Annotated in this window: 18 protein-coding genes; 7 read left to right on the top strand and 11 right to left on the bottom strand. The window is 70.9% G+C overall.

Features of this window, described 5'->3' with window-relative positions; all coding sequences use genetic code 11:
* Position 1: 1 nt before the first annotated feature.
* Both ACIQJT_RS00335 and ACIQJT_RS00340 read right to left on the bottom strand, forming a co-directional pair.
* Positions 2–787, bottom strand: a complete 786-nt coding sequence (locus ACIQJT_RS00335) for an IclR family transcriptional regulator (RefSeq protein WP_402638577.1) — start codon at positions 785–787, stop codon at positions 2–4.
* Positions 784–1,203, bottom strand: a complete 420-nt coding sequence (locus tag ACIQJT_RS00340; protein ID WP_053847817.1) for a MarR family winged helix-turn-helix transcriptional regulator — start codon at positions 1,201–1,203, stop codon at positions 784–786. Before ACIQJT_RS00340 ends, ACIQJT_RS00335 begins: the two co-directional genes overlap by 4 nt.
* Before the next feature lie 218 nt (positions 1,204–1,421).
* On the opposite strand from ACIQJT_RS00340, the gene ACIQJT_RS00345 reads away from it, so the two are divergent.
* The 4 genes from ACIQJT_RS00345 to ACIQJT_RS00360 are packed head-to-tail and all read left to right on the top strand — an operon-like array spanning position 1,422 to position 5,191.
* The gene (locus ACIQJT_RS00345; RefSeq protein WP_402638581.1) at positions 1,422–2,339 is read left to right on the top strand and encodes an SDR family NAD(P)-dependent oxidoreductase; all 918 of its coding nucleotides are present in this window, start codon (positions 1,422–1,424) and stop codon (positions 2,337–2,339) included.
* Positions 2,339–3,214 (top strand): amidohydrolase family protein, encoded by an 876-nt coding sequence (locus ACIQJT_RS00350; protein ID WP_402638584.1) that lies wholly within the window; start codon positions 2,339–2,341, stop codon positions 3,212–3,214. The genes ACIQJT_RS00345 and ACIQJT_RS00350 overlap by 1 nt, the downstream gene beginning before the upstream one ends.
* 10 nt (positions 3,215–3,224) lie before the next feature.
* The gene (locus ACIQJT_RS00355) at positions 3,225–4,739 is read left to right on the top strand and encodes a long-chain fatty acid--CoA ligase (RefSeq protein WP_402638586.1); all 1,515 of its coding nucleotides are present in this window, start codon (positions 3,225–3,227) and stop codon (positions 4,737–4,739) included.
* The gene (locus tag ACIQJT_RS00360) at positions 4,736–5,191 is read left to right on the top strand and encodes a MaoC family dehydratase (protein WP_365454014.1); all 456 of its coding nucleotides are present in this window, start codon (positions 4,736–4,738) and stop codon (positions 5,189–5,191) included. The genes ACIQJT_RS00355 and ACIQJT_RS00360 overlap by 4 nt, the downstream gene beginning before the upstream one ends.
* Before the next feature lie 32 nt (positions 5,192–5,223).
* On the opposite strand, the gene ACIQJT_RS00365 is transcribed toward ACIQJT_RS00360, so the two are convergent.
* The 7 genes from ACIQJT_RS00365 to ACIQJT_RS00395 form a co-directional block, all read right to left on the bottom strand.
* Complete coding sequence (locus tag ACIQJT_RS00365) at positions 5,224–6,915, bottom strand: histidinol-phosphatase (RefSeq protein WP_402638589.1); 1,692 nt, start codon at positions 6,913–6,915, stop codon at positions 5,224–5,226.
* Positions 6,916–6,934: 19 nt separating this feature from the next.
* Positions 6,935–8,773: a LamG-like jellyroll fold domain-containing protein gene (locus ACIQJT_RS00370; RefSeq protein WP_402638591.1), complete on the bottom strand. Its 1,839-nt coding sequence runs from the start codon at positions 8,771–8,773 to the stop codon at positions 6,935–6,937.
* A gap of 37 nt (positions 8,774–8,810) precedes the next feature.
* On the bottom strand, positions 8,811–11,735 hold the full coding sequence (locus tag ACIQJT_RS00375) for a glycoside hydrolase family 2 TIM barrel-domain containing protein (RefSeq protein WP_402638593.1): 2,925 nt from the start codon (positions 11,733–11,735) through the stop codon (positions 8,811–8,813).
* The gene (locus tag ACIQJT_RS00380; protein WP_365454032.1) at positions 11,732–12,571 is read right to left on the bottom strand and encodes a carbohydrate ABC transporter permease; all 840 of its coding nucleotides are present in this window, start codon (positions 12,569–12,571) and stop codon (positions 11,732–11,734) included. The genes ACIQJT_RS00375 and ACIQJT_RS00380 overlap by 4 nt, the downstream gene beginning before the upstream one ends.
* Before the next feature lie 12 nt (positions 12,572–12,583).
* A complete protein-coding gene (locus tag ACIQJT_RS00385; RefSeq protein WP_053847828.1) occupies positions 12,584–13,534 on the bottom strand; it encodes a carbohydrate ABC transporter permease in 951 nt (316 codons plus the stop codon).
* The gene (locus tag ACIQJT_RS00390) at positions 13,534–14,820 is read right to left on the bottom strand and encodes an extracellular solute-binding protein (RefSeq protein ID WP_365454038.1); all 1,287 of its coding nucleotides are present in this window, start codon (positions 14,818–14,820) and stop codon (positions 13,534–13,536) included. Before ACIQJT_RS00390 ends, ACIQJT_RS00385 begins: the two co-directional genes overlap by 1 nt.
* A gap of 64 nt (positions 14,821–14,884) precedes the next feature.
* Complete coding sequence (locus ACIQJT_RS00395; protein WP_402638595.1) at positions 14,885–15,949, bottom strand: carbohydrate kinase family protein; 1,065 nt, start codon at positions 15,947–15,949, stop codon at positions 14,885–14,887.
* 127 nt (positions 15,950–16,076) lie between these two features.
* Between ACIQJT_RS00395 and ACIQJT_RS00400 the strand changes: the two genes are divergently transcribed.
* From ACIQJT_RS00400 to ACIQJT_RS00410, 3 genes are all read left to right on the top strand, one after another.
* The gene (locus ACIQJT_RS00400) at positions 16,077–16,841 is read left to right on the top strand and encodes a DeoR/GlpR family DNA-binding transcription regulator (RefSeq protein WP_365454043.1); all 765 of its coding nucleotides are present in this window, start codon (positions 16,077–16,079) and stop codon (positions 16,839–16,841) included.
* 151 nt (positions 16,842–16,992) lie between these two features.
* Positions 16,993–18,330, top strand: coding sequence for a 6-phospho-beta-glucosidase (locus ACIQJT_RS00405; protein WP_402638598.1), 1,338 nt, complete (start codon positions 16,993–16,995; stop codon positions 18,328–18,330).
* Positions 18,331–18,405: 75 nt separating this feature from the next.
* Positions 18,406–21,447: an alpha-mannosidase gene (locus ACIQJT_RS00410; protein WP_402638600.1), complete on the top strand. Its 3,042-nt coding sequence runs from the start codon at positions 18,406–18,408 to the stop codon at positions 21,445–21,447.
* Positions 21,448–21,597: 150 nt separating this feature from the next.
* On the opposite strand, the gene ACIQJT_RS00415 is transcribed toward ACIQJT_RS00410, so the two are convergent.
* On the bottom strand, positions 21,598–23,277 hold the full coding sequence (locus ACIQJT_RS00415; RefSeq protein ID WP_402638602.1) for a carbohydrate binding domain-containing protein: 1,680 nt from the start codon (positions 23,275–23,277) through the stop codon (positions 21,598–21,600).
* Positions 23,278–23,428: 151 nt separating this feature from the next.
* Entirely contained in the window at positions 23,429–24,550 is a 1,122-nt protein-coding gene (locus tag ACIQJT_RS00420) for an ATP-grasp domain-containing protein (protein WP_402638605.1), read from the bottom strand.
* Positions 24,551–24,665: the final 115 nt, after the last annotated feature.

Genomic DNA, 24,665 nt, shown 5'->3' on the forward strand with positions numbered 1-24,665 from the left:
CTCACCGGTGCGAGGGATATCCGGTGCCCGTCAGGGGCGTCACCGCCGGCTGCCAGCCCAGCGCCCGCGAGATCCCGAGCGCCGCGAGCCGTACCGCCGGGACCAGCGCCGGCACCTGGGCGTCGGCGTGCGCCACGACGACCGACACGGCCGCGACCACCGCCCCGTCGGGCCCCCGCACGGGGGCGGCCACCGACAGGGCGTCGTCGGTGACCTGACGGCTGCTCACCGCGACGCCGGTGCGCCGCACCTCGGCCAGGACCCGGCGCAGCCGCACCGGTTCGGCGATGGTGTACGGCGTGAAGACGGCGAGCGGGCCCGCGCAGTACTCCTCCTGCTCGTGCGGCTCGCAGTGCGCCAGCAGCACCAGGCCGACCCCGGTGGCGTGCAGCGGCCAGCGCGCCCCCACCCGGATGTGCACCCCGACCGACGAACGGCCCGCGATCCACTCGATGTAGACGACGTCCGCGCCGTCCCGCACCGCCAGCTGCACGTTCTCGTGGGTGGCTTCGTACAGGTCCTCCAGGTACGGCAGCGCGAGCTGCCTGAGCGCGACCCCGCGCGGCGCGAGCGCGGCGACCTCCCACAGGCGCAGTCCCACGTGGTAGACCCCGGCGTCGTCCCGCTCCAGCGCGCCCCAGTCGGCCAGCGCGCCCACCAGCCGGTGCGTGGTCGTCAGGGTGAGTCCGGCCCGCCGGCTGATGTCGGTCAGGGACAGTGCCGGGTGGTCGTGGTCGAACGCGGCGAGCACGGCCAGCAGGCGGTCCGGGGCGGAGCGCAGGGTCATGGCCGGTCGGCGACTCTCAGCAGGAGGGCCTGGAGGGTGTCGCGCTCGGCGGGGTCGAGCGGCGCGAGCAGGTCGTTGGTGACCCGTCTGCCCGCCTCGTCGGTGTCGCGCAGGAACGCCCGGCCCTTGTCGGTGAGCACGACGGTCTTGCTGCGGCGGTCGTCGGGGGAGGGGCGGCGCTCGGTCATGCCCAGCTTCTCCAGGTCGTCGACCAGGCCGACGATCGCGCTGGGGTCGTAGCCGAGCCGGGTGCTCAGCTCCCGCTGGAGGGCGCCCTCGGAGCCGGCCAGGTAGCGCAGCACCGCGTAGTGCCGCAGCCGCAGTCCCGACTCCTGGAGGAACGTGTTGAACAACTGACCCGAGCGCAGCCCCAGGCGGTACAGCAGATAGCCGGTGTCCGCGTGCAGCCCGCGCATCCACGGCTCCTCCGAGTCGATGGGCTTCGGGGTGACGTGCTGGCGTGTGATGGCGGGCTCCTCGTGCTCGGGGTGTCAGGGAGATTCCAGCATGACGCACCCGAAGGTCGCCAACAACTATTGACGTTGCCAATTATTGCTCTTAGCTTCGATCCCGGAGTCACACCGCGCTTTCCGAAGCCGCGTCACCCGCATTCCGTTCGTGAAGGGACCTCCTCGTGCCCAGCATCGATCTCACCGGCAAGGCCGCCGTCGTCACCGGCAGCGGCCGGGGCCTCGGCCTCGCCTACGCGCACGCCCTGGCCGCCCACGGCGCGTCCGTGGTCGTCAACGACGTCGACGAGGCCGTGGCCGAAGCGGCCGTGAAGTCCATCGCGGAGGCGGGCGGCACCGCCGTCGCCGAGGTCGTCCCGGTCGGCACCACCGAAGCCGCCGAGCGGCTCGTGAACCGGGCCGTGGCGGAGTTCGGGCGGCTCGACATCCTGGTCACCAACGCGGGCATCCTGCGCGACAAGGTGCTGTGGAAGATGACCGACGACGACTTCGACGCGGTCGTCACCACCCACCTCAAGGGCACCTTCACCTGCGCCCGCGCCGCCGCCGTCCGGATGCGCGAACAGGGCGAGGGCGGCACCCTGGTCCTGGTCGGCTCCCCGGCCGGCCAGCGCGGCAACTTCGGGCAGACGAACTACGCCGCCGCCAAGGCCGGCATCGCCGCCATGGCCCGCACCTGGTCCATGGAGCTGGGCCGCGCGAACATCACCGTCAACGCGATCGTGCCCGTCGCGGCCACCGCGATGACCGAGACCATCCCCGCCTTCGCCCCCTACGTCGAGGCCATGCGCAACGGCGAGCCGCTCCCCGACTTCCTCCGCAAGGGCGAGGGCTTCGGCACCCCCGAGGACTGCGCGGCCCTCGTCCCCTTCCTCGCCTCCGACGCCGCCCGGGGCATCACCGGGCAGGCCATCGGCATCGGCGGCGACAAGGTGGCACTCTGGTCCCATCCGCAGGAGATCAGGACGGCGTACGCCGACGGCGGCTGGACCCCCGAGACCCTGGCCGGCGCCTTCGCCACCTCGGTCGGCGCCGAGCTCCAGACCGTCGGCATCCCGGCACCGAAGCTTCCGGAGGCGTGATGGACATCGAGTCGCTGGTCGCCATCGACGTCCACACCCACGCCGAGGTCTCCTCCAAGGGCCACTCCTCCCTGGACGACGACCTCCACGACGCGTCCTCCGCCTACTTCAAGGTGGAGGGCAAGCGGAAGCCGACCCTGGAGGAGACCGCCGCCTACTACCGCGAGCGGAGGATGGCCGCCGTGATCTTCACGGTGGACGCCGAGTCCGCGACCGGCACCGCGCCGGTCCCGAACGAGGAGGTCGCGGAGGCGGCCGCCGCCAACTCCGACGTGCTGATCCCCTTCGCGTCGATCGACCCCTTCCGCGGCAGAGCGGGCGTCAAGCAGGCCCGCCGCCTGGTCGAGGAGTACGGGGTCAAGGGGTTCAAGTTCCACCCCAGCATCCAGGGCTTCTTCCCCAACGACCGCTCGGTGGCCTACGACCTGTTCGAGGTCATCGAGGAGACCGGCACCATCGCCCTCTTCCACACCGGACAGACCGGCATCGGCGCCGGGGTCCCGGGCGGCGGCGGGATCAGGCTGAAGTACTCCAACCCCCTGCATGTGGACGACGTGGCCGCCGACTTCCCGCACCTGAAGATCATTCTGGCGCACCCGTCGTTCCCCTGGCAGGACGAGGCCCTCGCCGTCGCCACGCACAAGCCGGGCGTGCACATCGACCTGTCCGGCTGGTCGCCGAAGTACTTCCCGCCGCAGCTCGTGCAGTACGCGAACACGCTGCTCAAGGACAAGGTCCTCTTCGGCTCCGACTTCCCCGTCCTCACTCCCGACCGCTGGCTCGCCGACTTCGAGAAGCTGTCGGTCAAGGACGAGGTGAAGCCGAGGATCCTCAAGGAGAACGCCGCCCGCCTGCTCGGGCTGACCAAGCCGTAAGGGGCCGTCCATGCGCAACGAGGGACTGGGGTCGTGGCCCGCACGCCGGGCCCGCAAGACCCCGCACCGCACCGCCCTGGTCCACGGTGGCACGACACTCACCTACGCCGGTCTGCACGCCCGCGTCACCCGCCTCGCGCACGCCCTGCGCGCCCGGGGCATCCGGCGCGGCGACCGGGTCGCCTACCTCGGCCCCAACCACCCCTCCTACCTGGAGACGCTGTTCGCGGCCGGCACCCTCGGCGCGGTCTTCGTCCCCCTCAACACCCGCCTCGCCGGACCGGAGATCGCCTACCAGCTCTCCGACTCCGGGGCCAGGGCACTGGTCCACGGTCCCTCGCACGCGGGACTCGTCGCCGGACTGCCGGGCGACACCGACGTCCGCACGTACGTCGAAGTCGGCGCGGAGTACGAGCGGTTGCTCGCCGAGTCGCCGGCCGAACCGGTCGACGAGCCGGTCACGCCCGACGACACCTGCGTCATCATGTACACCTCGGGCACGACCGGCCGCCCCAAGGGCGCGATGCTCACCCACGGCAACCTGACCTGGAACGCGATCAACGTCCTCGTCGACACCGACCTCATCGCCGACGAACGCGCCCTGGTCTCCGCCCCGTTGTTCCACACCGCGGGCCTGAACATGCTGACCCTCCCGGTGCTCCTCAAGGGCGGCACCTGCGTCCTGGTCGAGGCATTCGACCCCGACGCCACCTTCGACCTGATCGAACAGCACCGGATCACCTTCATGTTCGGGGTGCCGACGATGTTCGAGCAGGTGGCGAGCCACCCGCGCTGGCCGGACGCCGACCTGTCCTCCCTGCGCATCCTGACGTGCGGCGGCTCCCCGGTGCCGACCTCCCTCATCGCCGCCTACCAGGCACGCGGACTCACCTTCCTCCAGGGCTACGGCATGACCGAGGCCTCTCCCGGGACCCTGTTCCTGGACGCCGAGCACGCCGTCAGCAAGGCGGGTTCGGCGGGCGTGCCGCACTTCTTCAGCGACGTCCGGGTGGTACGGCCGGATCTCGCGCCCGTCGACGTCGACGAGACCGGCGAGGTGGTGCTCCGGGGGCCGCACGTCATGCCCGGCTACTGGGGGCTGCCCGAGGAGACCGCCGCCTCCTTCGCGGACGGCTGGTTCCGCAGCGGGGACGCGGCCCGCATCGACGAGGACGGATACGTCTTCATCGTGGACCGCATCAAGGACATGATCATCTCCGGTGGCGAGAACGTCTACCCCGCCGAGATCGAGGACCTGGTCCTCGGCCATCCGGACATCGCCGAGTGCGCGGTCATCGGCGTGCCGGACGAAAAGTGGGGCGAGGTGCCGCGGGCCGTCGTCGTCCCGCGCGAGGGCGCCACGCCCGACCCCGACGAGATCCTGGCCTCCCTGGCCGGCCGGCTCGCCAAGTACAAGATCCCCAAGTCGGTGGTGATCGCGGACGAACTCCCGCGCACCGCCTCCGGAAAACTCCTCAAGTCCCGGGTGCGCAAGCGCTACGGCAACAGCCAAGGAACCCCATGAGCCTCACCGTGAACGGCCTCGACGAACTCAAGAAGCTCGCCGGCAGCGACCTCGGCACCAGTGAGTGGATCGAGGTCACCCAGGAGCGCATCGACACCTTCGCCGACGCGACGGGTGACCACCAGTGGATCCACGTGGACCCGGAGCGCGCCAAGGACGGCCCGTTCGGCGCCCCCGTCGCCCACGGCTATCTGACCCTCTCCCTCTTCATCCCTCTCTTCACCGAACTGCTCGACGTCCGGGGCGTCACCACGAAGGTCAACTACGGCCTCAACAAGGTCCGTTTCCCCTCCCCCGTGAAGGCCGGCTCCCGCATCCGCCTGATCGCCAAGCTGACCGAGGCCGAGGACGTGCCGGGCGGGGTGCAGATCACCGTCGACGGGACGATCGAGATCGAGGGCGGAGCGAAGCCGGCGGCGGTGCTCCAGAGCCTTTCCCGGTTCTACGCCTAGGAAGTTCCCCGCACCCCTTCAGGGCGTCTGCCTCAACCGGTGACGTCGACGAAGACCGGGTTCGAGTAGAACCACGTGTCCTCCCACGGGTCCCCGTCGCCGGGCTCGTGGGGGATCGGGCCGTGCGGGTCGACGGAGGTGCCGAGGTAGCCCGTGCCGTGCCGCTTGCCGTCGCTGCCGCGCAGCCGGACGTAGAAGGACTCGTCCCCGGCGGTCAGCGGGACGCGCAGGGTGTACGTGCCCTTGCGGCCGGACACGTCCGTCGTCCGTACGACCCTGGTGTCCGGTGCCTGCCAGGCGTCCCGGTCGCCCACCGGACCGCGCACCGCGCCCCGGATCACGTCCACGTGCGCCAACTCGGGCAGGATTCCGTGGGGGTTCACGCGGGAGGCGCTGGTGACCGTCACGTACAGGGTGATCCGCTCGCCCTTGCGGACCCGCAGGCGCCCGCCCAGCGTGACACCGCGCCCCGCGTCGCAGTCCCGCTTCACACGGACGTCGAGTCCGTCGAGCAGGTGCCCGTGGTCCACCCAGACGCGGCCCGCGCGCAGGCCCGCCATCACCGGGCGGTAGCCGTACCGGGTCACGCCGACATGAGTGCGGCTGAATTGGCCGGGCCAGAAGTCGCTGCCGGGCTGCGGGGTGCCGGTGTTCACCGGGTCGGGCAGCCTGCCGGTGTTGTCGAAGTTCTGCCCGGCCGGCCAGTCGCCGTTCTTCCAGGTGTCGAAGACGGTGCGGTGGTTGTCGGAGTTCGTGGTGATCGAGAACAGGCCGCCCTCGGCCAGCATCGAGTCCCACAACCCGCCCACGGTCGCCGTCGCCCAGTCGAAACCGCCGTACGTCACGTACGCGTCCGCCGGATAGCCCGGCCAGGACTGCGCCGAGGGCTTGTTCTCGTACTCGCCGCGGACGGAGGCCGCCCCGCGCCGGCCCGGGATCGCCGCGCCCTGGGCGCCCGGCGCGCCCTCCATACCGATCATGATCTCCGGGGCACCTTCTCTCCCGCCGCCCCGCCCCGCGTCCCGCCAGTTCCGCATCTCGTGCGGCGAGTCGATGCCGAGCCGCAGCGGGTGGTTGGCGATGACGAGGACGTCGTCGACGTAACCCGAACGGCGCTGCTCCGCCAGCCACTTGAGAGCCTTGACGGCATGGGCCTCGTTGCGCGCGGTGTCGTCGGCGCCCGCGGAGCCCTCGGTGTAGCCGAGCAGCTTGCCGTCGTAGGCGAGCTCGAACTGCGTGAGAAGGTCGGTCTCGTGCGGGCCGGGTGCGGCGAACACCGTGCCGTGCTCGGCGGCCGGGATGTACCACTCCAGGCCCTGGAAGATCAGCTGACGCGGGTTCTCGGACCGCGCCCTGACGATCTCCGCGTGCTCCAGCTTCGCGCCGTGGTTCGCGTGCCCGAAGTTGGAGTGCTCGTTGAACACCATCCAGTCGAGGCCGTACCTGGCGGCGGCCCGCGCCTGCTGGGAGAAGGTGTACTTCGCGTCGTGGCTGTAGACGGAGTGCACGTGGTGGTCGCCGACGAGGTAGGCGAGGCGGGGGTCGTCGCCGCCCAGGCGAGGACGACCGGAGGCGGCCAGTGCCGGAGTCGCCGACCCCAGCGCGAAAGCCGCGCCGAACAGGCCCGCGCGGCGCAGGAGTCCACGTCGTGACACACCCTGCGCGTCGAGGTCGGCGGGGGAGACGGACGGGTCGGCCCAGGAAGGCAGCTGCTGCTCGGTCATGGTGATCCTCAAAAGCGGGTCAGTGAGTCATGAAGGACGAGACGGGCAGCGCCCGGGAGACGATCCGCACGTCGCCGAGGCGGCCGTGGAAGATCTGGTCGATCCTGTCGGCGTAGGTGTAGCCCCCCAGCAGCCAGGGCTCGCCGACCGAGGTGATCCCGACGGCCGACGCCTTCGGGTTGCGGACCACCGGGCAGCCCTGGACGTACAGCGTGGTGTGCTTCCCGTCGTTGACGACGGCGAGGTGCCACCAGGTCTCCAGCGGGGTCTCCTGGCCCCAGTTGGTGGCGATGCCCTCCTGGTCGGTCGGCCGCATAGCCCACTGCGGCTCACGGTCGTTGGACAACGACAGCGTGGCGAGCGGCTCGTCGGGGTCATCGGCCGTCCTGCCGGCGGCGCCGCCGGTACCGGTCCGGCTCACCAGGCCCGACCAGGCGTGGTGGTCCGGGTCCCAGTCCGCGGGGAGACGGTAGAACGCCTCGATGGTGTAACCGCCCCTGAAAGTCTCCGAGTTGAGGGGAGCGCCGTCGACCGTGCGCAGGTAGGCACCCCTGAGCGGCGACTTGTAGCCCTGGAACTCCAGGCTGCCGTGACCGGGCTGGTCGGGATGGTGGTCGGCGGACCAGCCGAGCGAACCGCCGCCGACCGACACGACGATGAGGTCGTTGCCGTGGCCGGAGAGGTCGCGGACCGTGCCGGAGACGGGCGACTCGAAGCGCCAGTACGCGGCCGTCCCGCGGATCAGCATCCTGGACACCGGACGGGCCGGCCGCTGCGGCACCGGGTCGAAGCCGGAGAAGCGCTTCTGGAAGTCGACGGCGACCGAGAACCGGTCGGCGTCACCGCTGAGTTCGATCTCCTGCCGCTCCAGTTCGTTGAGCCCCTCGGCGGCCCGGCCGAGGATCCACGGGGAGACCGTCTCCACGTCGATCACCCCGCGGTCGAGGTCGAAGCGGTACAGCCGGATCATGGCGGCGCCGCCGAAGTACCGGTTCTGATAGTTGGTCAGGTGCAGGTGGACGTCGTTGCCCGCCGTGTTCCTGAGGGTCGCCCGCCCGGCCGGCCAGTAGTGCCCGTTGAGGGTGAGGAAGATCTGGTCGTGGTCCTTGACCAGCCGGTCCCACAACTGCTGCCCGTACGCCGACAGGGTGTCGTCCTCGACGACCAGCTCGTGCGTGGTCAGGACGACCGGAGTCCTCGGGTGAGCGGCCAGGACCTTCTTCGCCCAGGCGTACCCCTGGTCCGAGAGCCGCCAGTCCAGCGCGAGCACCATCCACTCGCGGCCCGCCGCTCTGAAGAGGTGGTACGTGTTGTAGCCGTCGGCGGAGGCGCCGCCGAAGGTCCTGTGCCGTTCGAAACGGTCGGGACCGAACACGTCCAGGTACGGCGTCGGGCCACGCTGGTCGGTGCCGGACGGCTGCACGTCGTGGTTGCCCGCCAGGACGCTGTAGCCGACCCCGCGCCGGTCGAGCAGCGCGAACGCCTCGCCGATCGCGGCGAACTCGGCCGCGGTGCCGTTCTGCGTGAGGTCGCCGAGGTGGGACAGGAAGACGATGTTCTCCTCCTCGCCCTGCTCCAGCAGATACCGCAGCGAGGCCTCGACCGGCGCCTTGTCGATGCTCGGCCCGTCGAAGAGGTACTGCGTGTCGGGCATCACGGCGAGCGTGAAACGCCGGCTCTCCGTGTCGGGGCGCCACTTGGGCGAGGACGCGGAGGCGGTACCGGCCGCGGCGACGGGCAGGGCGACGCCCGCCGTGGCCGCGGCACCCAGCAGCGCCGTGGCCCGCAGGAAACCGCGCCGGCCGGCACCGGCCCGGGCGGCCTCCTGGCCGTGGTCGTGCTCATGCGAAGTACACACGTGTGCTCCAGGACATGACGGGGGGAACGGGGAGGGGTCAGAGCGTGCGTAGCGTCCAGCTCCAGCGGTGGACGCCCGGCGTGACGAGGTAGGAGGCGAAGGTGTCCGGGCCGCACGAGGCGGTGCCGAGGCCCCGGTGGGCGGCGTCGATGTGCACCACACAGCCCGCTCTAGGGACGAGTTCGTCGTGGTGGGCCACGGCGGTGAGGTCCGCCGCCCGGAATCGGGTCACGCCGACCTGGCGCGGTTCGTCCAGGACGACCGAGAGCCCTGTGGCGTCGGGTGCGCGAAGGCTGAAGTGCCGTACGCCGTGCCGCCCGCCGCTCTCCTGGGGGCGCAGATAGGGGGTGAACAGCTCGTCCACGGGGACCGAGTGGTGGCCGACGGGCGCCCCGGAGGCGCGGTCCGGGTACGACTCCCAGGGGCCCTGCCCGAACCACTCCATCAAGTCGAGCCCGGCGACCGTCTCGAACACGGAGCCGACCCGCGCCACATCGGCGAGGGCGTCCGGCAGTTCGGCCGACTCCTCGACGTGCACCCCGCCCTCCACCGCGGTGAGGACCTGCACATGACGGACCACACCCGCGTCGGACACGTACTCGGCACGGACGGTGACGCGTCCCGGGGTCTGCCGTATGTGCGCGACCTTGCGCACCAGGGCGTCCAGGCCCCAGGCGCGCCAGCGCGAGGCCGTCCCGCCCAGCTCGTCGTTGTCGGTGGGCGCCCGCCACAGGGACAGCGTGGGGGCGGCGGTGAGCAGCGGATGGACCAGGAGCCCGTCGTCGTCGACCTTGACGGAACGATTCTGCACCACCCTCGGTGCCTGGCGCTCCGCCTTCCGCAGACGCACCTGCGGCAGGCACACCACCGTCCCGCGCGGCGCCCACGGCTCGTCGCGCGCGGTCGTCACCCGCAGCGTCAGCCACGCCTCGCCGCCGTCCCCGGGCAGCTCGAAGGGCAGCGGCACCGCCGCCGTCTGGCCGGGCCGCAGGTCGGGCAGCTCGGCGGGCGCGGTCAGGACGCGGCCGTCGGCGAGGCAGAGCTCCCACTCGGCGGCCAGCCAGTCGAGGCCCCGGAAGTGCTGGTGGTTGCCGAGCACGATCCCCTCGTGCCGGAAGCACTCGATGCGCACCGGCGCCGCGATCTCCCGGTGCTCGTACATCACCGGCTTGGGCGTGCGGTCGGGAAGGACCACGCCGTCGGCGACGAAGGCGCCGTCGTGGTCGCCCTCGCCGAAGTCGCCGCCGTACGCCCAGCGGTACCCGGGCGCGGCGACACCGTTGTGATGGAGTCCGACGCCCCCACGTCCGACCGGTCTGCCGTCGTTCACACGCTGGAGGATGCCGTGGTCCCACAACTCCCAGATGAACCCGCCCTGAAGACCCGGCGTGGACTCGATGGCCGCCCAATGGTCCGCGAGCGTGCCGTTGCTGTTGCCCATGGCGTGGGAGTACTCGCACCAGATCAGCGGCTTGGTCTGCCGCCCGGACAGGGCGTGCTCCACGCACGCGTCGAGTGGGGCGTACATCGGGCAGGCGATGTCGGTGGCGTCGCCTACGGCCGCCCAGTCGAGCTTCGCCGCCCCCTCGTACTGCACCGGACGCGTCGGGTCGTGCCGCCGCAGCCAGCCCGCCGCAGCGTCGTGGTTCGCCCCGTAGTCGGACTCGTTGCCCAGCGACCAGATGATCACGGAAGGGTGGTTCTTGTCCCGCAGCACCATCCGCGAGACCCGGTCAACGAAGGCGTTCAGGTAGCGGGGATCGTCGGCGATCTCGTGGGCGTGGTCGTGCGACTCGATGTCCGCCTCGTCGACGACGTAGAGACCGAGCTCGTCGGCGAGGTCGTACAGCGCCGGGTCGTTCGGGTAGTGCGAGGTGCGGATCGCGTTGAACCCGAACCGCTTCAGCGTGACCAGGTCCGCGCGCATGTCGTCGTACGACACCGTCCGCCCGGTCAGCGGGTGGAAGTCGTGCCGGTTCACGCCCCGGACGAAGATCCGCTCGCCGTTGACGAGCAGGTCCCGGCCGGTGATCCGGACGTCGCGGAAGCCGATCCGGTGCCGTGCGGTGTCGGCGACCGTGCCGTCCGCGCGGTGCAGCCGGACGGTCAGCGTGTACAGCTCGGGCGTCTCGGCGGTCCAGGTGCGGACGTCCTCCACGACGGTCCGCAGCCGGGCCTCGCCGAGGAAGTCGGAGACCCGCTCGTCCTCCCGGTTGAACCGGTCGAACTCCGCGTCCTGCGCCAGCTCCAGTCCGTCCAGCTCCCCGCTGACGTACCAGCCCCCGGGCAGCGCGCCGGCCGCGTCCCGCACCCGGCAGTCCACCCGCAACGATCCGTCGCAGGAGGCCCGCACAGTCACGTCGGACAGGTGCAGCGGGTCCGTCGCGTACAGCAGCACCGACCGGGTGATCCCGCCGTGCCACCAGTGGTCCTGGTCCTCGATGTGCGAGGCGTCCGACCACTTGACCACGGTCAGCCGTACGACGGCCCGCTCGCCGGCGCGCACCCGTCCCGTCAGGTCGAACTCGGCCGCCAGGTGGGAGTCCTTGGAGATCCCGACGGGCCGCCCGTCCACATGGACGAGGAGCACGCTCTCGGCGGCCCCGACCTGGAGCACGATCCGGCGTCCGGCCCAGTCGGCGGGGACGTCCACCTCCCGCTCGTACACGCCCGTGGGGTTCGTGGCGGGGGAGTGCGGAGGGAACTCCGGGAAGGGCATGCGGACGTTGAGGTACCGCGGCAGGTCGCCGGTGTCCTGCATGGTCCAGGCGCCGGGGACGTGGGCCGTCGACCAGGAGCCGCCGACCGGCGCGTCCGGAGCGGGCAGCAACCGGAAACGCCAGTCGCCGTCCAGGGGGAGTGCTCCGGAGCGCCGGTCGACGGCGTTCGTGGGCAGCCGCCCCCAGGAGGTCACCTCGGGTGCCTCCCAGGGGCGCAGGGCGATCAGCGGATCGTCCGTCATCCGCGCACGGCTCCCTTCGCGAGGTCGCCGATGATCTGCTTGGCGCCGATCGCGAACACGATGAGCAGCGGGACGAGGGCGAGCAGGGCGCCGGTCATCACGATGCCGTAGTCGGTGGTGCCGTGGGTGCCGTTGAGCTGGGACAGCGCCACCTGGAGGGTCACGTTGTCCGGGTTGGTGAGGGCGATCAGGGGCCAGGCGAAGTCGTTCCACTGGCCCATGAAGGTGAAGATGCCGAGAAAGGCGAGGCCCGGCCGGACCACCGGGAGGGCCACGTGCCAGTACTGGCGCAGGAAGTTCGCGCCGTCCAGCCTGGAGGCGTCGAGCAGTTCGTCGTGGATGGCCGTCCTCATGTACTGGCGCATCCAGAAGATGCCGAAGGCGTTGGCCGCGGCCGGCACGATCAGCGCGGTCATCGAGCCGATCCAGCCGATCTTCGCCATGATCACGAACTGCGGGATGACCGACAACTGCGCGGGCACCATGAAGATGACCATGAGCAGCCCGAACAGCACGTTCTTGCCGGGGAATTCGAACTTGGCGAAGACGAAGGCCGCGAGCGAGTCGAAGAGCAGGACCAGGAAGGTCACCGACACCGCGACCAGCAGCGAGTTCCACATCGACCCGAAGAAGTCGACGGCGTCGAACAGGTTGCGGACGTTCTCCAGGAAGTGCGTGCCCGGCAGCAGCTTGGGCGGGTAGGAGAAGATCTCCGACGAGCTGTGCGTCGACATGATCACGGCCCAGTAGAACGGGAAGGCCGAGACGATCGTGCCGAGGACCAGCGGGAGGTGCAGCGCGATCCCTCTGCGGCGGGACCCCTTGATGGAAGCCATGACGGGCCCTTCCTAGTCGCCCCGGCGCTGCACGAGGCGCCAGTTGATGATCGAGAAGAGGACGACGACGAGGAAGATGCCCCAGGCCACCGCGGCGCCGTACCCGAAGTCGTTGTTGTCGAAGGTCTGCTGGAAGAAGTAGAGGACCATCGTCTGGCCGGAGTGGCCCGGACCGCCCGCGAACGTCGAGTCGTTGGAGGAGGTCTGGAGCAGCACCTGCGGCTCGGAGAAGCTCTGCAGGCCGGTGACGGTCGACACCACGAGGACGAACAGCAGGGTCGGCCGCAGCAGCGGGAGCGTGATCCGGAAGAAGGTCTGGACCGGGCCGGCGCCGTCCACCCGCGAGGCCTCGTACAGCTCGCCCGGTACGGTCTGGAGCCCGGCGAGGAAGATGATGGCGTTGTAGCCGGTCCACTGCCAGGTCATCAGGGCCGCGATGGTGACCTTGATGCCCCAGGGCGTGTTGAGCCAGGCCACCTGGTCGATGCCCACCGCGTGCAGGACGGCGTTCACCATGCCGGCGTTGGTGGAGAAGATCGAGCCGAAGACGATGGCGATGGCGACGACCGAGGTGACGTTCGGCAGGAAGTACGCGACGCGGTACAGGCCCTTGAAGCGGACCGCGGAGTTGAGCATCACGGCCGTGACCATCGCCAGGAAGATCATGGGGAAGGTGGCCAGCGCCCAGATGACGATCGTGTTGCCGATCGAGTTCCAGAAGTCGCTGTCGCTCAGCAGGTACTGGTACTGCGAGAGCCCGGCCCACTCCATCGAGCCGAGGCCGTCCCAGCGGTGGAAGGACAGGTAGAGCGAGAAGCCGACGGGGAAGAGACCGAAGGCGAGGAAGATCAGGTAGAAGGGGGAGATCGCGGCGTACAGGTGCCAGTACTTGCGCCAGCCCTTCGCGGGCCGGGCCGGCGAGGGCGGCGCCACCACGGGCGGGGTCTGCTCCAGAACGGCCATCAGTAGCTCACCCCCAGGTGCTTCGCGATCCGACGGCACTTGCTCATGGCGTCACTCCAGGCCTTCTTCGGGTCCTTGCCGAGGACGCCGACGTTCTTGATCTCGTCCTTGAGGGGCTGCCCGAGCGCGACGTCGAACGGGCTGTTGTAGGCGACCACGATCTTCTGCGCGGCGGGCCCGAAGACATCGGTGGTGACCTGACCGCCGAAGAAGGGGTCCGGCTCCTGCATCTGCCGGAGTCCGTAGGAGGCGGGCGTCGAGGGGAAGAGGCCCGCGTCGACGTAACCCTGCGCCTGGTTGGACGCGTTGAGGATCCAGGTGATGATCTCGAAGGCCCGCTCCGGCTCCCGGCACTCCTTGGTGATGGACAGGAACGAACCGCCGTTGTTCGCGGGGCTCACGGGCATCTGCGCCACCCGCCACCTGCCCTTGGTCCGCGGCACGCCGTTCTTGATGTCGAAGGAGGCCCAGGAGGCGTTGAGCTGGCTCGGCAGCTTGCCGTCCTGGATGGCGGAGAGCTGGTCCGGGGTACCGCTGACCAGGTCCGAGACGATGCCCCGCCGCTTGGCCTCCACGGCGAGCGCCCAGGCGCGGCGCACGTGCTCCTGGTCGCCGATGAAGTGGCGGTCCTTGTCGACGTACCGCTTCGCGCCCTGCTGCACGACGTTCTCGAAGACCGAGTTGACGTCGGTGAGCAGCTTCGCCCCCGACACGCGTCTGCCCAACTGCTCGCCCGCGTCGAAGAACTTCTCCCAGGTGTCGAGCCCGGCGGTCACGTCGTCGGGTTCGTACGGCAGTCCCGCCTTCCGGAACACGTCGTACTGGTAGTAGTGCGCGACCGGGCCGCAGTCGATCGGGAAGCCGACCATCGTGCCGTCGTCGGCGATGCCCTGGTCCCACTTCCAGGACAGGTACTGGTCCTTGTACTTCTCCGCGCCCAGCGTCCTGAGGTCGATGAACTGGTCGGCGTTGGGGAGGTAGGCGGCCATGTCCTCGCCCTTGAGCCCCGCGATGTCGGGGATGTGGGCCCGGCCGGTGAAGGTGGTGATGAGCTTGGAGCGGTACTGGCCGCCGATCTGGATGGCCTGGAGGTCCACCGAACCGCCGTAGCGGGCCTTGGCGTTCTTGACGACGGTGTCGCTCAGACCGCCGCTCCAGTACCAGAGGACCATGTTCCGGCCGGTGGAACCGGTCGGGACGGCACAGCCGGTGGCCAGGCCGCCGAGTGCCGCGGCGGCTGTACCGCCCAGGCCCGCGCGGAGCAGGCCTCTTCGTGAGAGCCGCACAGCTCCCACCGCCTTTCGATCTTTTCGGGACGTGCATGCGAAGAGCTTGTGGGGGGCTTGCGGATCAGTTCCGCCGTGCGGTGTCGGCTGGGGCGACGGGGGAGTGCGCGGCGGCCGGCCCGGCCGGGGGTGTGACCGGCGCGGGGTGCGGCGGCGGGCCCACGTCCGCGGGCAGGCGCTCGGCAAGGAAGCCGTACGCGCGCTTCAGGTCGGGGTCCGTCAGCGAGCGCCACCAGCGGTCCACTCCGTACCAGCCGGGGGCGGCCAGGGCCCCGCCGTGCCGCTGTACGGACAGACCCGCGGCGAGGACGGCGAACCGGAGCCGTTCCTCCAGCGGCCAGCCGCCCAGGGAGGCGGCGACGAACGAGGCGCCGAAGACGTCACCGGCGCCCGTGGCGTCGAGGACGTCGACGGGCAGGGCCGGGACGTCCGCGTACTCGCCGGTGAGCTGGTCGACGGCGACCGCACCGTCCCCGCCCCGGGTGACCACGGCCACCGGCACCAGCTCGGCGAGCGTGCCGAGGGCCGCGACCGCGCTGTCGGTGCGGGTGTAGGCCATCGCCTCGCCCTCGTTGGGCAGGAACGCGTGGCACAGGGCGAGCTGGTCGAGCAGGTCGGTGGACCACCGCTGGGTGGGGTCCCAGCCGACGTCCGCGTAGATCTGCGTGCCGCCGGCTGCGGCCTTGGCGAGCCAGGCGCGGGGTTCGGCCTCCAGGTGGACGAGGGCCGTGCGCGCCTCGGGCGGGTCGCCCATCAGCGCGTCCTGGGAGTACGGCGGCTCCTGGCCGTGGGTGACCAGGGCGCGGTCGCTGCCGTACGCGAGGGCGACGGTGACGGGGGTGTGCCAGCCGTCCGCGACCCGGGAGAGCGAGAGGTCGACGCCTTCCTGGCCCGCGAGGACCTCCTGGCAGTGGGCGCCGTAGAAGTCGTCGCCGAGGACCGTGGCCAGCGAGGTGCGCAGACCGAAGCGGGAGGCGGCCACCGCCAGGTTGGCGATGCCGCCGGGACCGCAGCCCATGCCGGCCGTCCAGATCTCCTCGCCGGGCGTCGGCGGCTTCTCCAGACCCGTCAGGACGAGGTCGTAGAAGAGCAGCCCGGTCAGCAGCACCTCGGGCCGGTCGTCGTCCACGTGCGCGCCTCTCGTCAAAACTCGTCAATTTCGATGACGGGAATCGTGCGCCGCTTGACGACATTGGTCAATACCCAAGCAGAACTGAGCATAGAAATGATTGAAGATGACGAGTAGTGTTCACGGCGTGCTGGCTGAACGACGACACCAACTCATCCTGCGGGCCCTGCGCTCGGGCGGCCCCGCGGCTGTGACCGACCTCTCCGAGCAGCTCGGTGTGAGCCCCGCCACCATCCGGCGCGACCTCGTCAAACTGGAGGAGGACGGGCTGCTCACCCGGGTGCACGGCGGAGCGCGCGCCGAGGAGGGCGACCAGCCCTTCGCCGAGGTCGCCGAGGTCCGGGTGGCCGAGAAGGACGCCATAGCCGCCCGCGCCGCGGCGCTGGTCCAGGACGGCCAGTCCGTACTGCTCGACATCGGCACCACCGCCTACCGGCTGGCCCGGCAGCTCCACGGCCGCCGGCTCACCGTGATCACCAGCAACCTGGTGGTCTACGAGGAGCTCGCCGACGACGAGGGCATCGAGCTGGTGCTCCTCGGCGGCATGGTCCGCCGCGAGTACCGCTCCCTGGTCGGCTTCCTCACCGAGGACAACCTGCGCCAGCTGCACGCGGACTGGCTCTTCCTCGGCACCAGTGGAGTGCGCCCGGGCGGGCAGGTGATGGACACGACGGTCGTCGAGGTGCCGGTCAAGCGGGCGATGATCCAGGCGAGCGACAAGGTCGTGCTGCTCGCCGACTCGGCCAAGTTCCCGGGCACGGGCATGGCGAAGGTCTGCGGTCCCGAGGCCCTGGACGTGGTGGTGACGAACGCGCCGGTCGACGCGGCGACCCGGTCCTCGCTGGAGGAGGCGGGCGTCGAGGTGGTCCTGGCAGGAAAGGGACCGGAGTGAGACCCCGCTCCCGTCCCCGTACGACAAGAACGGCTCGTGTGATCAGTGTGACAAGTGCAAGGAGGCCGCGCGTGTCCGCTTCCCGCGACGCGCTCGGTGACAGCCCGACCCACGCCCGGCCCGCCCGCCGGAGCACCTCTGGAGGACACCGGTGAAGCTGACGATTCTCGGCGGCGGCGGCTTCCGGGTCCCGCTCGTGTACGGCGCGCTGCTGACGGACCGCGCCGAGGGCAGGGTGACCGAGGTGGTCCTGCACGACCTGGACGCCGGCCGGCTCTCCGCCGTGGGCCGCGTCCTCGCGGAACAGGCCGCCGGCGTGCCCGACGCGCCCACGGTGACCGCGACGACCGATCTCGACGAGGCCCTGCGCGGCGCAGACTTCGTCTTCTCGGCGATCCGCGTCGGCGGTCTGGAGGGCCGTGCCGCCGACGAGCGGGTGGCCCTCGACGAGGGCGTCCTCGGCCAGGAGACGGTCGGCGCGGGAGGCATCGCCTACGGCCTGCGCACGGTCCCCGTCGCCGTCGACATCGCCCGCCGGGTGGCCCGGCTCGCCCCCGACGCCTGGGTCATCAACTTCACCAACCCCGCGGGCCTGGTCACCGAGGCCATGTCCCGGCACCTCGGCCACCGCGTCATCGGCATCTGCGACTCCCCGGTCGGCCTCGGCCGCCGTATCGCGCGCGTGCTCGGCGCCGACCCGAACGAGGCGTGGATCGACTACGTCGGCCTCAACCACCTCGGCTGGGTCCGCGGGCTGAGGATCGCCGGCCGGGACGAGCTCCCGCGTCTGCTGGCCGACCCGGACCTGCTGGGCTCCTTCGAGGAGGGCAAGCTCTTCGGCGTCGACTGGCTCCGGTCGCTGGGCGCCATCCCCAATGAATACCTGCACTACTACTACTTCAACCGCGAGGCCGTCCGCGCCTACCAGCAGGCCGAGAAGACCCGCGGCGCCTTCCTCGCCGACCAGCAGGCGCGGTTCTACGACGAGGTGGGCGCCCCCGGTGCGCGGGCGCTGGAGGTCTGGGACCGCACCCGCGCCGAGCGCGAGGCCACCTACATGTCCGAGAACCGGCAGACGGCCGGCGCCGGCGAGCGCGACGCCGACGACCTCTCCGGCGGCTACGAGAAGGTCGCCCTCGCCCTGATGCGGGCCATCGCGCGCGACGAACGCACCACCCTGATCCTCAACGTCCGCAACCAGGGCACGCTCTCCGTGCTCGACCACGAGGCCGTCATCGAGGTGCCCTGCCTCGTCGACGCCAACGGCGCCCACCCCGTCTCCGTCGCCCCGCTCCCGGACCACGCCACCGGCCTGGTCTGCTCGGTCAAGGCGGTCGAGCGGGAGGTGCTGGCCGCCGCCGAGTCCGCCTCGCGCACGACCGCGGTGAAGGCCTTCGCGCTGCACCCGCTGGTCGACTCCGTCAACGTCGCCCGCAGGCTCGTCGAGGGCTACACCTCGGTCCACCCTGGGCTCGCGTACCTTAAGTAGCGTCGGCTTTGGAAAGCGCTTTCCCCAGGCTTCCCGGCCTCACCAGCTCGCCCTCTCCCTCCCTGGAGACCCTTCATGCACGACGAACGCCGCCGCATCGAGGAGCGCGTCCAGCGCGCCCACGACCAGCGCATCAAGCCCGCGGTCTACGCGGCCACCGTCCCCTTCGAGGTGGCGGCCTGGCAGGCGCCGGGCGAGCCGGTCTCCTTCGAGGAGGCCGCGGCCGCCCGCTACGAGCCCTTCGCGATGAACACCCCGTGGGGGCCGCCCTGGGGCACCACCTGGTTCCGGATGCGCGGCGAGGTGCCCGCCGAGTGGGCCGGCAGGCGCGTCGAGGCCGTCATCGACCTCGGCTTCGTCGGCGACTGGCCCGGCAACCAGGCCGAGGCCCTCGTCCACCTGGCCGACGGCCGCCCCCTGAAGGCCGTCAACCCGCTCAACCAGTACGTCCCGATCGCCAACCCGGCCGCCGGCGGCGAGCGGATCGACTACCTGGTCGAGGCCGCCTCCAACCCGGACATCCTCAAGGACGACTTCTCCCGGCCCACGCCGATGGGCGACAGGCTCACGGCCGGCTCCGCGCCCCTCTACACCTTCCGGCGCGCCGACCTCGCCGTCCTCGACGAGGAGGTCTTCCACCTCGACCTGGACCTCCAGGTGCTGCGCGAGCTGATGGTCCACCTCGCCGACCACGAGCCCCGCCGCCACGAGATCCTGCACGCCCTGGACCGGGCCATGGACGCCCTCGACCTGGACGACGTCGCCGGCAGCGCGGCCGCCGTCCGCGAGGTCCTCGCACCGGTCCTGGCCAAGCCCGCACACGCGAGCGCCCACACGATCTCCGGGGTCGGCCACGCGCACATCGACTCCGCGTGGCTGTGGCCGATCCGCGAGACCAAGCGCAAGACGTCCCGCACCTTCTCCAACGTCACCGCGCTCGCCGACGAGTACGACGACTTCATCTTCGCCTGCTCCCAGGCCCAGCAGTACGAGTGGGTGCGCGACCACTACCCGCAGGTGTGGGCCCGCATCCAGGAGTCCGTGAAGAAGGGCCAGTGGGCCCCGGTCGGCGGCATGTGGGTCGAGGCCGACGGCAACCTGCCCGGCGGCGAGGCCATCGCCCGCCAGCTCGTCCACGGCAAGCGGTTCTTCATCGAGCACTTCGGCGTCGAGACCAAGGGCGTGTGGCTGCCGGACTCCTTCGGCTACACCGCCGCCTACCCGCAGCTCGCCAAGCTCGCCGGCAACGACTGGTTCCTCACCCAGAAGATCTCCTGGAACCAGACCAACAAGTTCCCCCACCACACCTTCTGGTGGGAGGGCATCGACGGCACCCGCATCTTCACCCACTTCCCGCCGGTCGACACCTACAACGCCCGCTTCAGCGGCGAGGAGATGGACCGCGCGGTCCGCAACTACGCGGAGAAGGGCGGCGGCACGCGCTCGCTGGCCCCCTTCGGCTGGGGCGACGGCGGTGGCGGCCCCACCCGGGAGATCATGGAACGGGCCCGGCGCCTCGCCGACCTGGAGGGTTCGCCCAAGGTCGTGATCGAGCACCCGGACGACTTCTTCGCCCAGGCCCGCGCCGAATACCCGGACGCCCCGGTCTGGGTGGGCGAGCTCTACCTGGAGCTGCACCGCGCGACCTACACCTCGCAGGCCCGCACCAAGCAGGGCAACCGCCGCTCCGAGCACAAGCTGCGCGAGGCCGAGCTGTGGGCGACGACGGCGGCACTGCACGCGCCGGGCTACTCCTACCCGTACGACAGGCTCGACCGGCTGTGGAAGACGGTCCTGCTGCACCAGTTCCACGACATCCTGCCGGGCTCCTCGATCGCCTGGGTGCACCGCGAGGCGGAGGCCGAGTACGCCCGCGTGGCAGAGGAGCTGGAGGCGCTGACCGCCGAGGCGGTGGCCGCGCTGGGCGCCGGCGGCACCCGGGTGTTCAACACCAGCCCGTTCGACCGGGCCGAGGTGGTCCGCACGTCCGAGGGGGCCCTGGCGTACGTCGAGGTGCCCGCGAACGGCAGCGCGCCCCTGGCGGACGCCGAGCCCGCCCGGCCGGTGCGGGCCGAGGGCCGCGTCCTCGACAACGGCCTGGTGCGCGTGGAGGTGGCGGAGGACGGCACCCTGTCGTCCGTGTACGACCTTCGGGCCGGGCGCGAAGTCCTCGGCGACAAGGGCAACCTGCTCCGCCTGCACACCGACCTCCCGAACTACTGGGACGCCTGGGACATCGACAAGCACTACAACAACCGCTACACCGACCTCCTCGAGCCCACGTCGGTCGAACTCGTCTCGGACGACCCGCTGCTCGGCGCGATCCGGGTGACGCGGTCCTTCGGCAAGGGCTCCACGATCACCCAGACCGTCACCCTGCGCGCCGGCAGCCCCCGCATCGACTTCGAGACCGACATCGACTGGCACGAGGCCGAGAAGATCCTCAAGGCCGCCTTCCCGGTGGACGTCCGGGCCGCGCACTCCTCCGCGGAGATCCAGTTCGGCCACGTCCAGCGGCCCACGCACACCAACACCAGCTGGGAGGCGGCCCGTTTCGAGGTCTCCGGCCACCGCTGGGTGCACGTCGGCGAACCGGGGTACGGCGTCGCGGTCGTCAACGACTCCACCTACGGCCACGACGTCTCCCGCACGGTCCGTGAGGACGGCGGCACGACGACCACGGTCCGCCTCAGCCTGGTCCGCGCCCCGCGCATCCCGGACCCGGAGGCCGACCAGGGCAGGCACCGCTTCACCTACGCGCTGCTGCCCGGCGCGAGCATCGAGGAGACCGTCGCCGAGGGCTACTCCCTCAACCTCCCACTGCGGGTGGCGGACGCGGCCGGTGCCCCCGAGCCGGTCGTCTCGGTCGAGGGCAGTGGCGTGACCGTCGAGGCGGTCAAGCTCGCCGACGACGGCTCCGGTGATGTCGTGGTCCGTCTCTACGAGTCCGGCGGCGGCCGCGCCCAGGGCGTGCTGCGCACCGGCTTCCCGCTGGCCGGCGCCCAGGTCACCGACCTGCTGGAGCGCCCCCTGGAGGACGCCGCCGTCGAGGAGGGGGGCGTGCCGGTCTCGCTGCGCCCCTTCCAGGTGCTGACGCTCCGGCTGCGCAGGGGCTGAGCGGGGCCGGACCGGGGGACGGGCCGGCGCTGATTCCCACGGAGCACGACGGAAACGGTGAAGCCCCTGGTCACGATCCCTTCCCGGGATCTGTGACCAGGGGCTTCGTCTTTCCGGCACCTGGGGTCCGGCCACCTGCCGTGGGACGGCTCAGCCGGTGAAGCCGGCCGTGATCGAGGTGAACTGCCAGGTGCTCTGGCTGATGCCGGAGCAGTTGCTGACGACTCCGCCGCCGGGGCACGGGCGGTCCCGGTTGACCGCCCAGTAGGCGAGCCGGGCGATGTGCCGGGAGTTCGCCCAGTCACGGATCTGCGTCCAGATCGCCGGGGTCGTGTTCTCCTGCTGGTCGGAGAGACCGTTCATGCCGGAGATGCCGATGTGGGAGTACGCGGTGGCGTCGTCCCAGCCGAAGGTGGACTTCAGCTTGTTCTTCAGCCCCTCCGTGGCGTTCACGGTGTTGCCGTACATGTCGGAGCCGCCGCCGAAGTCGAACGGCATGATGGTGAAGACGTCGATGCCGGCGTTGAGGGCCTTGGCCTGCTCGATGAGCCGGTTGCCCCAGTACGTCGGCCCGGTCGTCGTGGTGCCGAAGGTGAGGATCGTCCGCAGGCCCGGGTTGTTGGCCTTGACGATCTTCAGGGCGTTCAGGATCCGGTCCTGCACGGTCGCGTTCTCGAACTCGTCGGTGTTCTCGATGTCGACGTCGATGGCCTTGAGCCCGTAGGCGTCGATCACCTTCTGGTAGGCGCCGGCCAGCGCTTCGGGAGTCGAGCAGTTCGGCCCGAGCTTGTTGCCGCTCCAGCCGCCGATCGACGGGACGATGTCGCCGCCCGCGGACCGGATGGAGTTGATGACGGACTGGTCGTTGCCGCCGGTCAGCGGCCTGCTGCCGTCCCAGGCCGGGTTGCAGCCGCCGGAGGAGAGGATGAACGCCATCGTGAACCACTTGACGCCGGTCGCGCTCATCACCGAGGTCGCGCTCGGCGGGTCGCCCCAGCCGAGGTACAGGTAGGGAGCGGCCTGCTTGAACCCGGTTCCGCCACCGCCGCCCGTGTCGGTCGTCACGGACACCGCGTTGGAGGCGGCCGAGACGTTCCCGGCCGCGTCCCGGGCCTTCACGGTGAAGGTGTAGGAGGTGCCGGCCGCGAGCCCGCTCACGGTGGCACTCGTACCGGAGACGCTGAGCACCTGGTTGGACCCGCTGTAGACGTCGTACGCCGTCACCCCGACGTTGTCGGAGGAGGCGTTCCACGCCAGCGACACGGTGGAGGAGGTCTTCCCGGTGGACCGCAGGCTCCCGGGCACGCTCGGCGCCTGCGCGTCCGAACCACCGCCGCCACCGGGCCCGTCGAGGCTGATGTCGTCGGCGTAGTAGCTGCCCTGTGCGTACCAGCCGTGCACGTAGACCGTGGCGCTGGTCTGCGAGGCGCCGGTGGTGAAGGTGGTGGAGAGCTGGGTGTACGCCGAGGGCGAGGAGGTCCACGTGAACGATCCGCCGTCCACGCCGAGGTACACATAGCTGCCACGCACCCAGCCGCTCAGGCTGTACGACGTGTTGGGCTGCACGGAGACGGTCTGGCTGCACTTGGCGTTGTCGCTCGAACTCACCGCCCCCTGAAGGGCCTTGGAGCCCCCGTGGACGGGAGAGGAGACGACGGACCCGAGGTTGCCCGCGCAGGTCCAGGAGGAGAGGGTCCCGGACTCGAAGCCGGGGTTCGTCAGGACGTTGGCGGCCTGTGCCGTCTGGGGAAGAGCGACGGCCCCGACGAACGCGAGGGCGGCGGAACCGAGGAGGGCGAGGACTCTGGAACGTCTGAGTGGGTTGCGCACGCGATCTCCCTGAAGAAATGGGGGTGTTCGGGAGTGCAGAGAGGTGGTGCAGGGGGTGCGCAACCAAGTTGGTATGGACCAATCGTCGTGTCAAGGTGCACGACGGAATTGGTCCATACCGGTGAGGGAACCCCGCGGTGGGGGCGTCGGTCTAGAGCGGCAGAGCCCGAGCCGCTTCCACCGAGGGTGAGGGCGAGGGAACGGACGGCAGCAGCGGTGCGACCTCCTCGACCCGCTGGTGCGGCACCGACACGGGGCGCAGCGGCCTCGGCCCCGACACCACCGTGTAGTCCTGCCCGAGGAACGGCGGCTCGATCACTCCGGGGTCCTCACCCAGGGCCAACTGCACAGCCGCCCAGGGCACGTTGACCCCGCAGAGGGACAGCTGGTGCAGCCCGCCCGCCGGACGGGTGTTCACGTCCATCAGCACGGGCCGGTCGCCGAACATCCGGAACTGGATGTTGGACAGGTAGTGCAGCCCGAACCCCTCGGCGACCAGCCGGGCCGGCTCCAGCCACTGCTCGTGCCGCGTGAACCCGCGCCGCCGCCCGTTCTTGGTGCGGCCGATCGCCAGCCGCACCCGGTTGTCGGGCCCGGTGAGCGTGTCCACGGACACCTCGGGCTGCTCCAGACGCGGCATGACCAGCCAGTCCACCTGCTCGCCGGACCGCTCGAGCGCCTCGACGACCATGTCGAGCGACACGTACGGGCTGGGGAAGCCGTTGAGCTGCGAGAGGGAGAACGGCTCGCGGGTGACGACCCGGAAGCCGACCCCGCCCGCGCCGGACGCGGGCTTGAAGCAGGCCCGGTGACCGTCGGCCTCCAACTCCTCGACAGCCGCGACCAGTTCGTCCGCGGTCCGCACCCGCCACCACGGCGGCACCGGGACACCCACCGCCTGGACCGCCTCGTAGGCGATCACCTTGTCGTGGAAGACGGCCACGGCCTGGGGCGGCGGCGCGAGCAGCGCGGTGCCGATCGCGGCGAACTCGGCGCGGTGGGCGACGATCGCCGCCTGCTGAAGCCGGGGCACGAAGACGTCGATGCCGCGCTTCTGGCACTGGTCCAGGGCGAACTCGACGTAGGCGGCCGGGGACAGCCCCTCCGGCTCCAGCTCGGCGGTGTCGGCGGCGGCCAGCACGGGGGAGTCGGCGTCCCCGTGCGTCGCATGGATCTCGACGGCTCTGTCGCTGGGATTTCGGCGGAGCTGATCCATGAAGAACACGTTCTCCGCGTACGTGCGGTTGAGCCAGACGCGTACGCGAGAGTGCATTCAGGCCGCCTTTCGGGGTTTTCGGGCACGGCGAAGCGAGCCCGTGCCCGGGCAGGGTGATTGGAGGGACACCAAACCGCCCCTTGCGAAGGGAAGTTTCTGCGGTGGTGTTGGG

Origin of the sequence: Streptomyces sp. NPDC091972 (genome assembly GCF_044756385.1) — a bacterium.
Classification (GTDB): Bacteria; Actinomycetota; Actinomycetes; order Streptomycetales; family Streptomycetaceae; genus Streptomyces.

Coding starts and splice junctions, on each gene's coding strand:
- ACIQJT_RS00365 (WP_402638589.1), bottom strand. CDS start 6,915: ATGACCGAGCAGCAGCTGCCTTCCTGGGCCGACCCGTCCGTCTCCCCC.
- ACIQJT_RS00380 (WP_365454032.1), bottom strand. CDS start 12,571: ATGGCTTCCATCAAGGGGTCCCGCCGCAGAGGGATCGCGCTGCACCTC.
- ACIQJT_RS00360 (WP_365454014.1), top strand. CDS start 4,736: ATGAGCCTCACCGTGAACGGCCTCGACGAACTCAAGAAGCTCGCCGGC.
- ACIQJT_RS00385 (WP_053847828.1), bottom strand. CDS start 13,534: ATGGCCGTTCTGGAGCAGACCCCGCCCGTGGTGGCGCCGCCCTCGCCG.
- ACIQJT_RS00335 (WP_402638577.1), bottom strand. CDS start 787: ATGACCCTGCGCTCCGCCCCGGACCGCCTGCTGGCCGTGCTCGCCGCG.
- ACIQJT_RS00375 (WP_402638593.1), bottom strand. CDS start 11,735: ATGACGGACGATCCGCTGATCGCCCTGCGCCCCTGGGAGGCACCCGAG.
- ACIQJT_RS00350 (WP_402638584.1), top strand. CDS start 2,339: ATGGACATCGAGTCGCTGGTCGCCATCGACGTCCACACCCACGCCGAG.
- ACIQJT_RS00410 (WP_402638600.1), top strand. CDS start 18,406: ATGCACGACGAACGCCGCCGCATCGAGGAGCGCGTCCAGCGCGCCCAC.
- ACIQJT_RS00355 (WP_402638586.1), top strand. CDS start 3,225: ATGCGCAACGAGGGACTGGGGTCGTGGCCCGCACGCCGGGCCCGCAAG.
- ACIQJT_RS00340 (WP_053847817.1), bottom strand. CDS start 1,203: ATGCGCGGGCTGCACGCGGACACCGGCTATCTGCTGTACCGCCTGGGG.
- ACIQJT_RS00420 (WP_402638605.1), bottom strand. CDS start 24,550: ATGCACTCTCGCGTACGCGTCTGGCTCAACCGCACGTACGCGGAGAAC.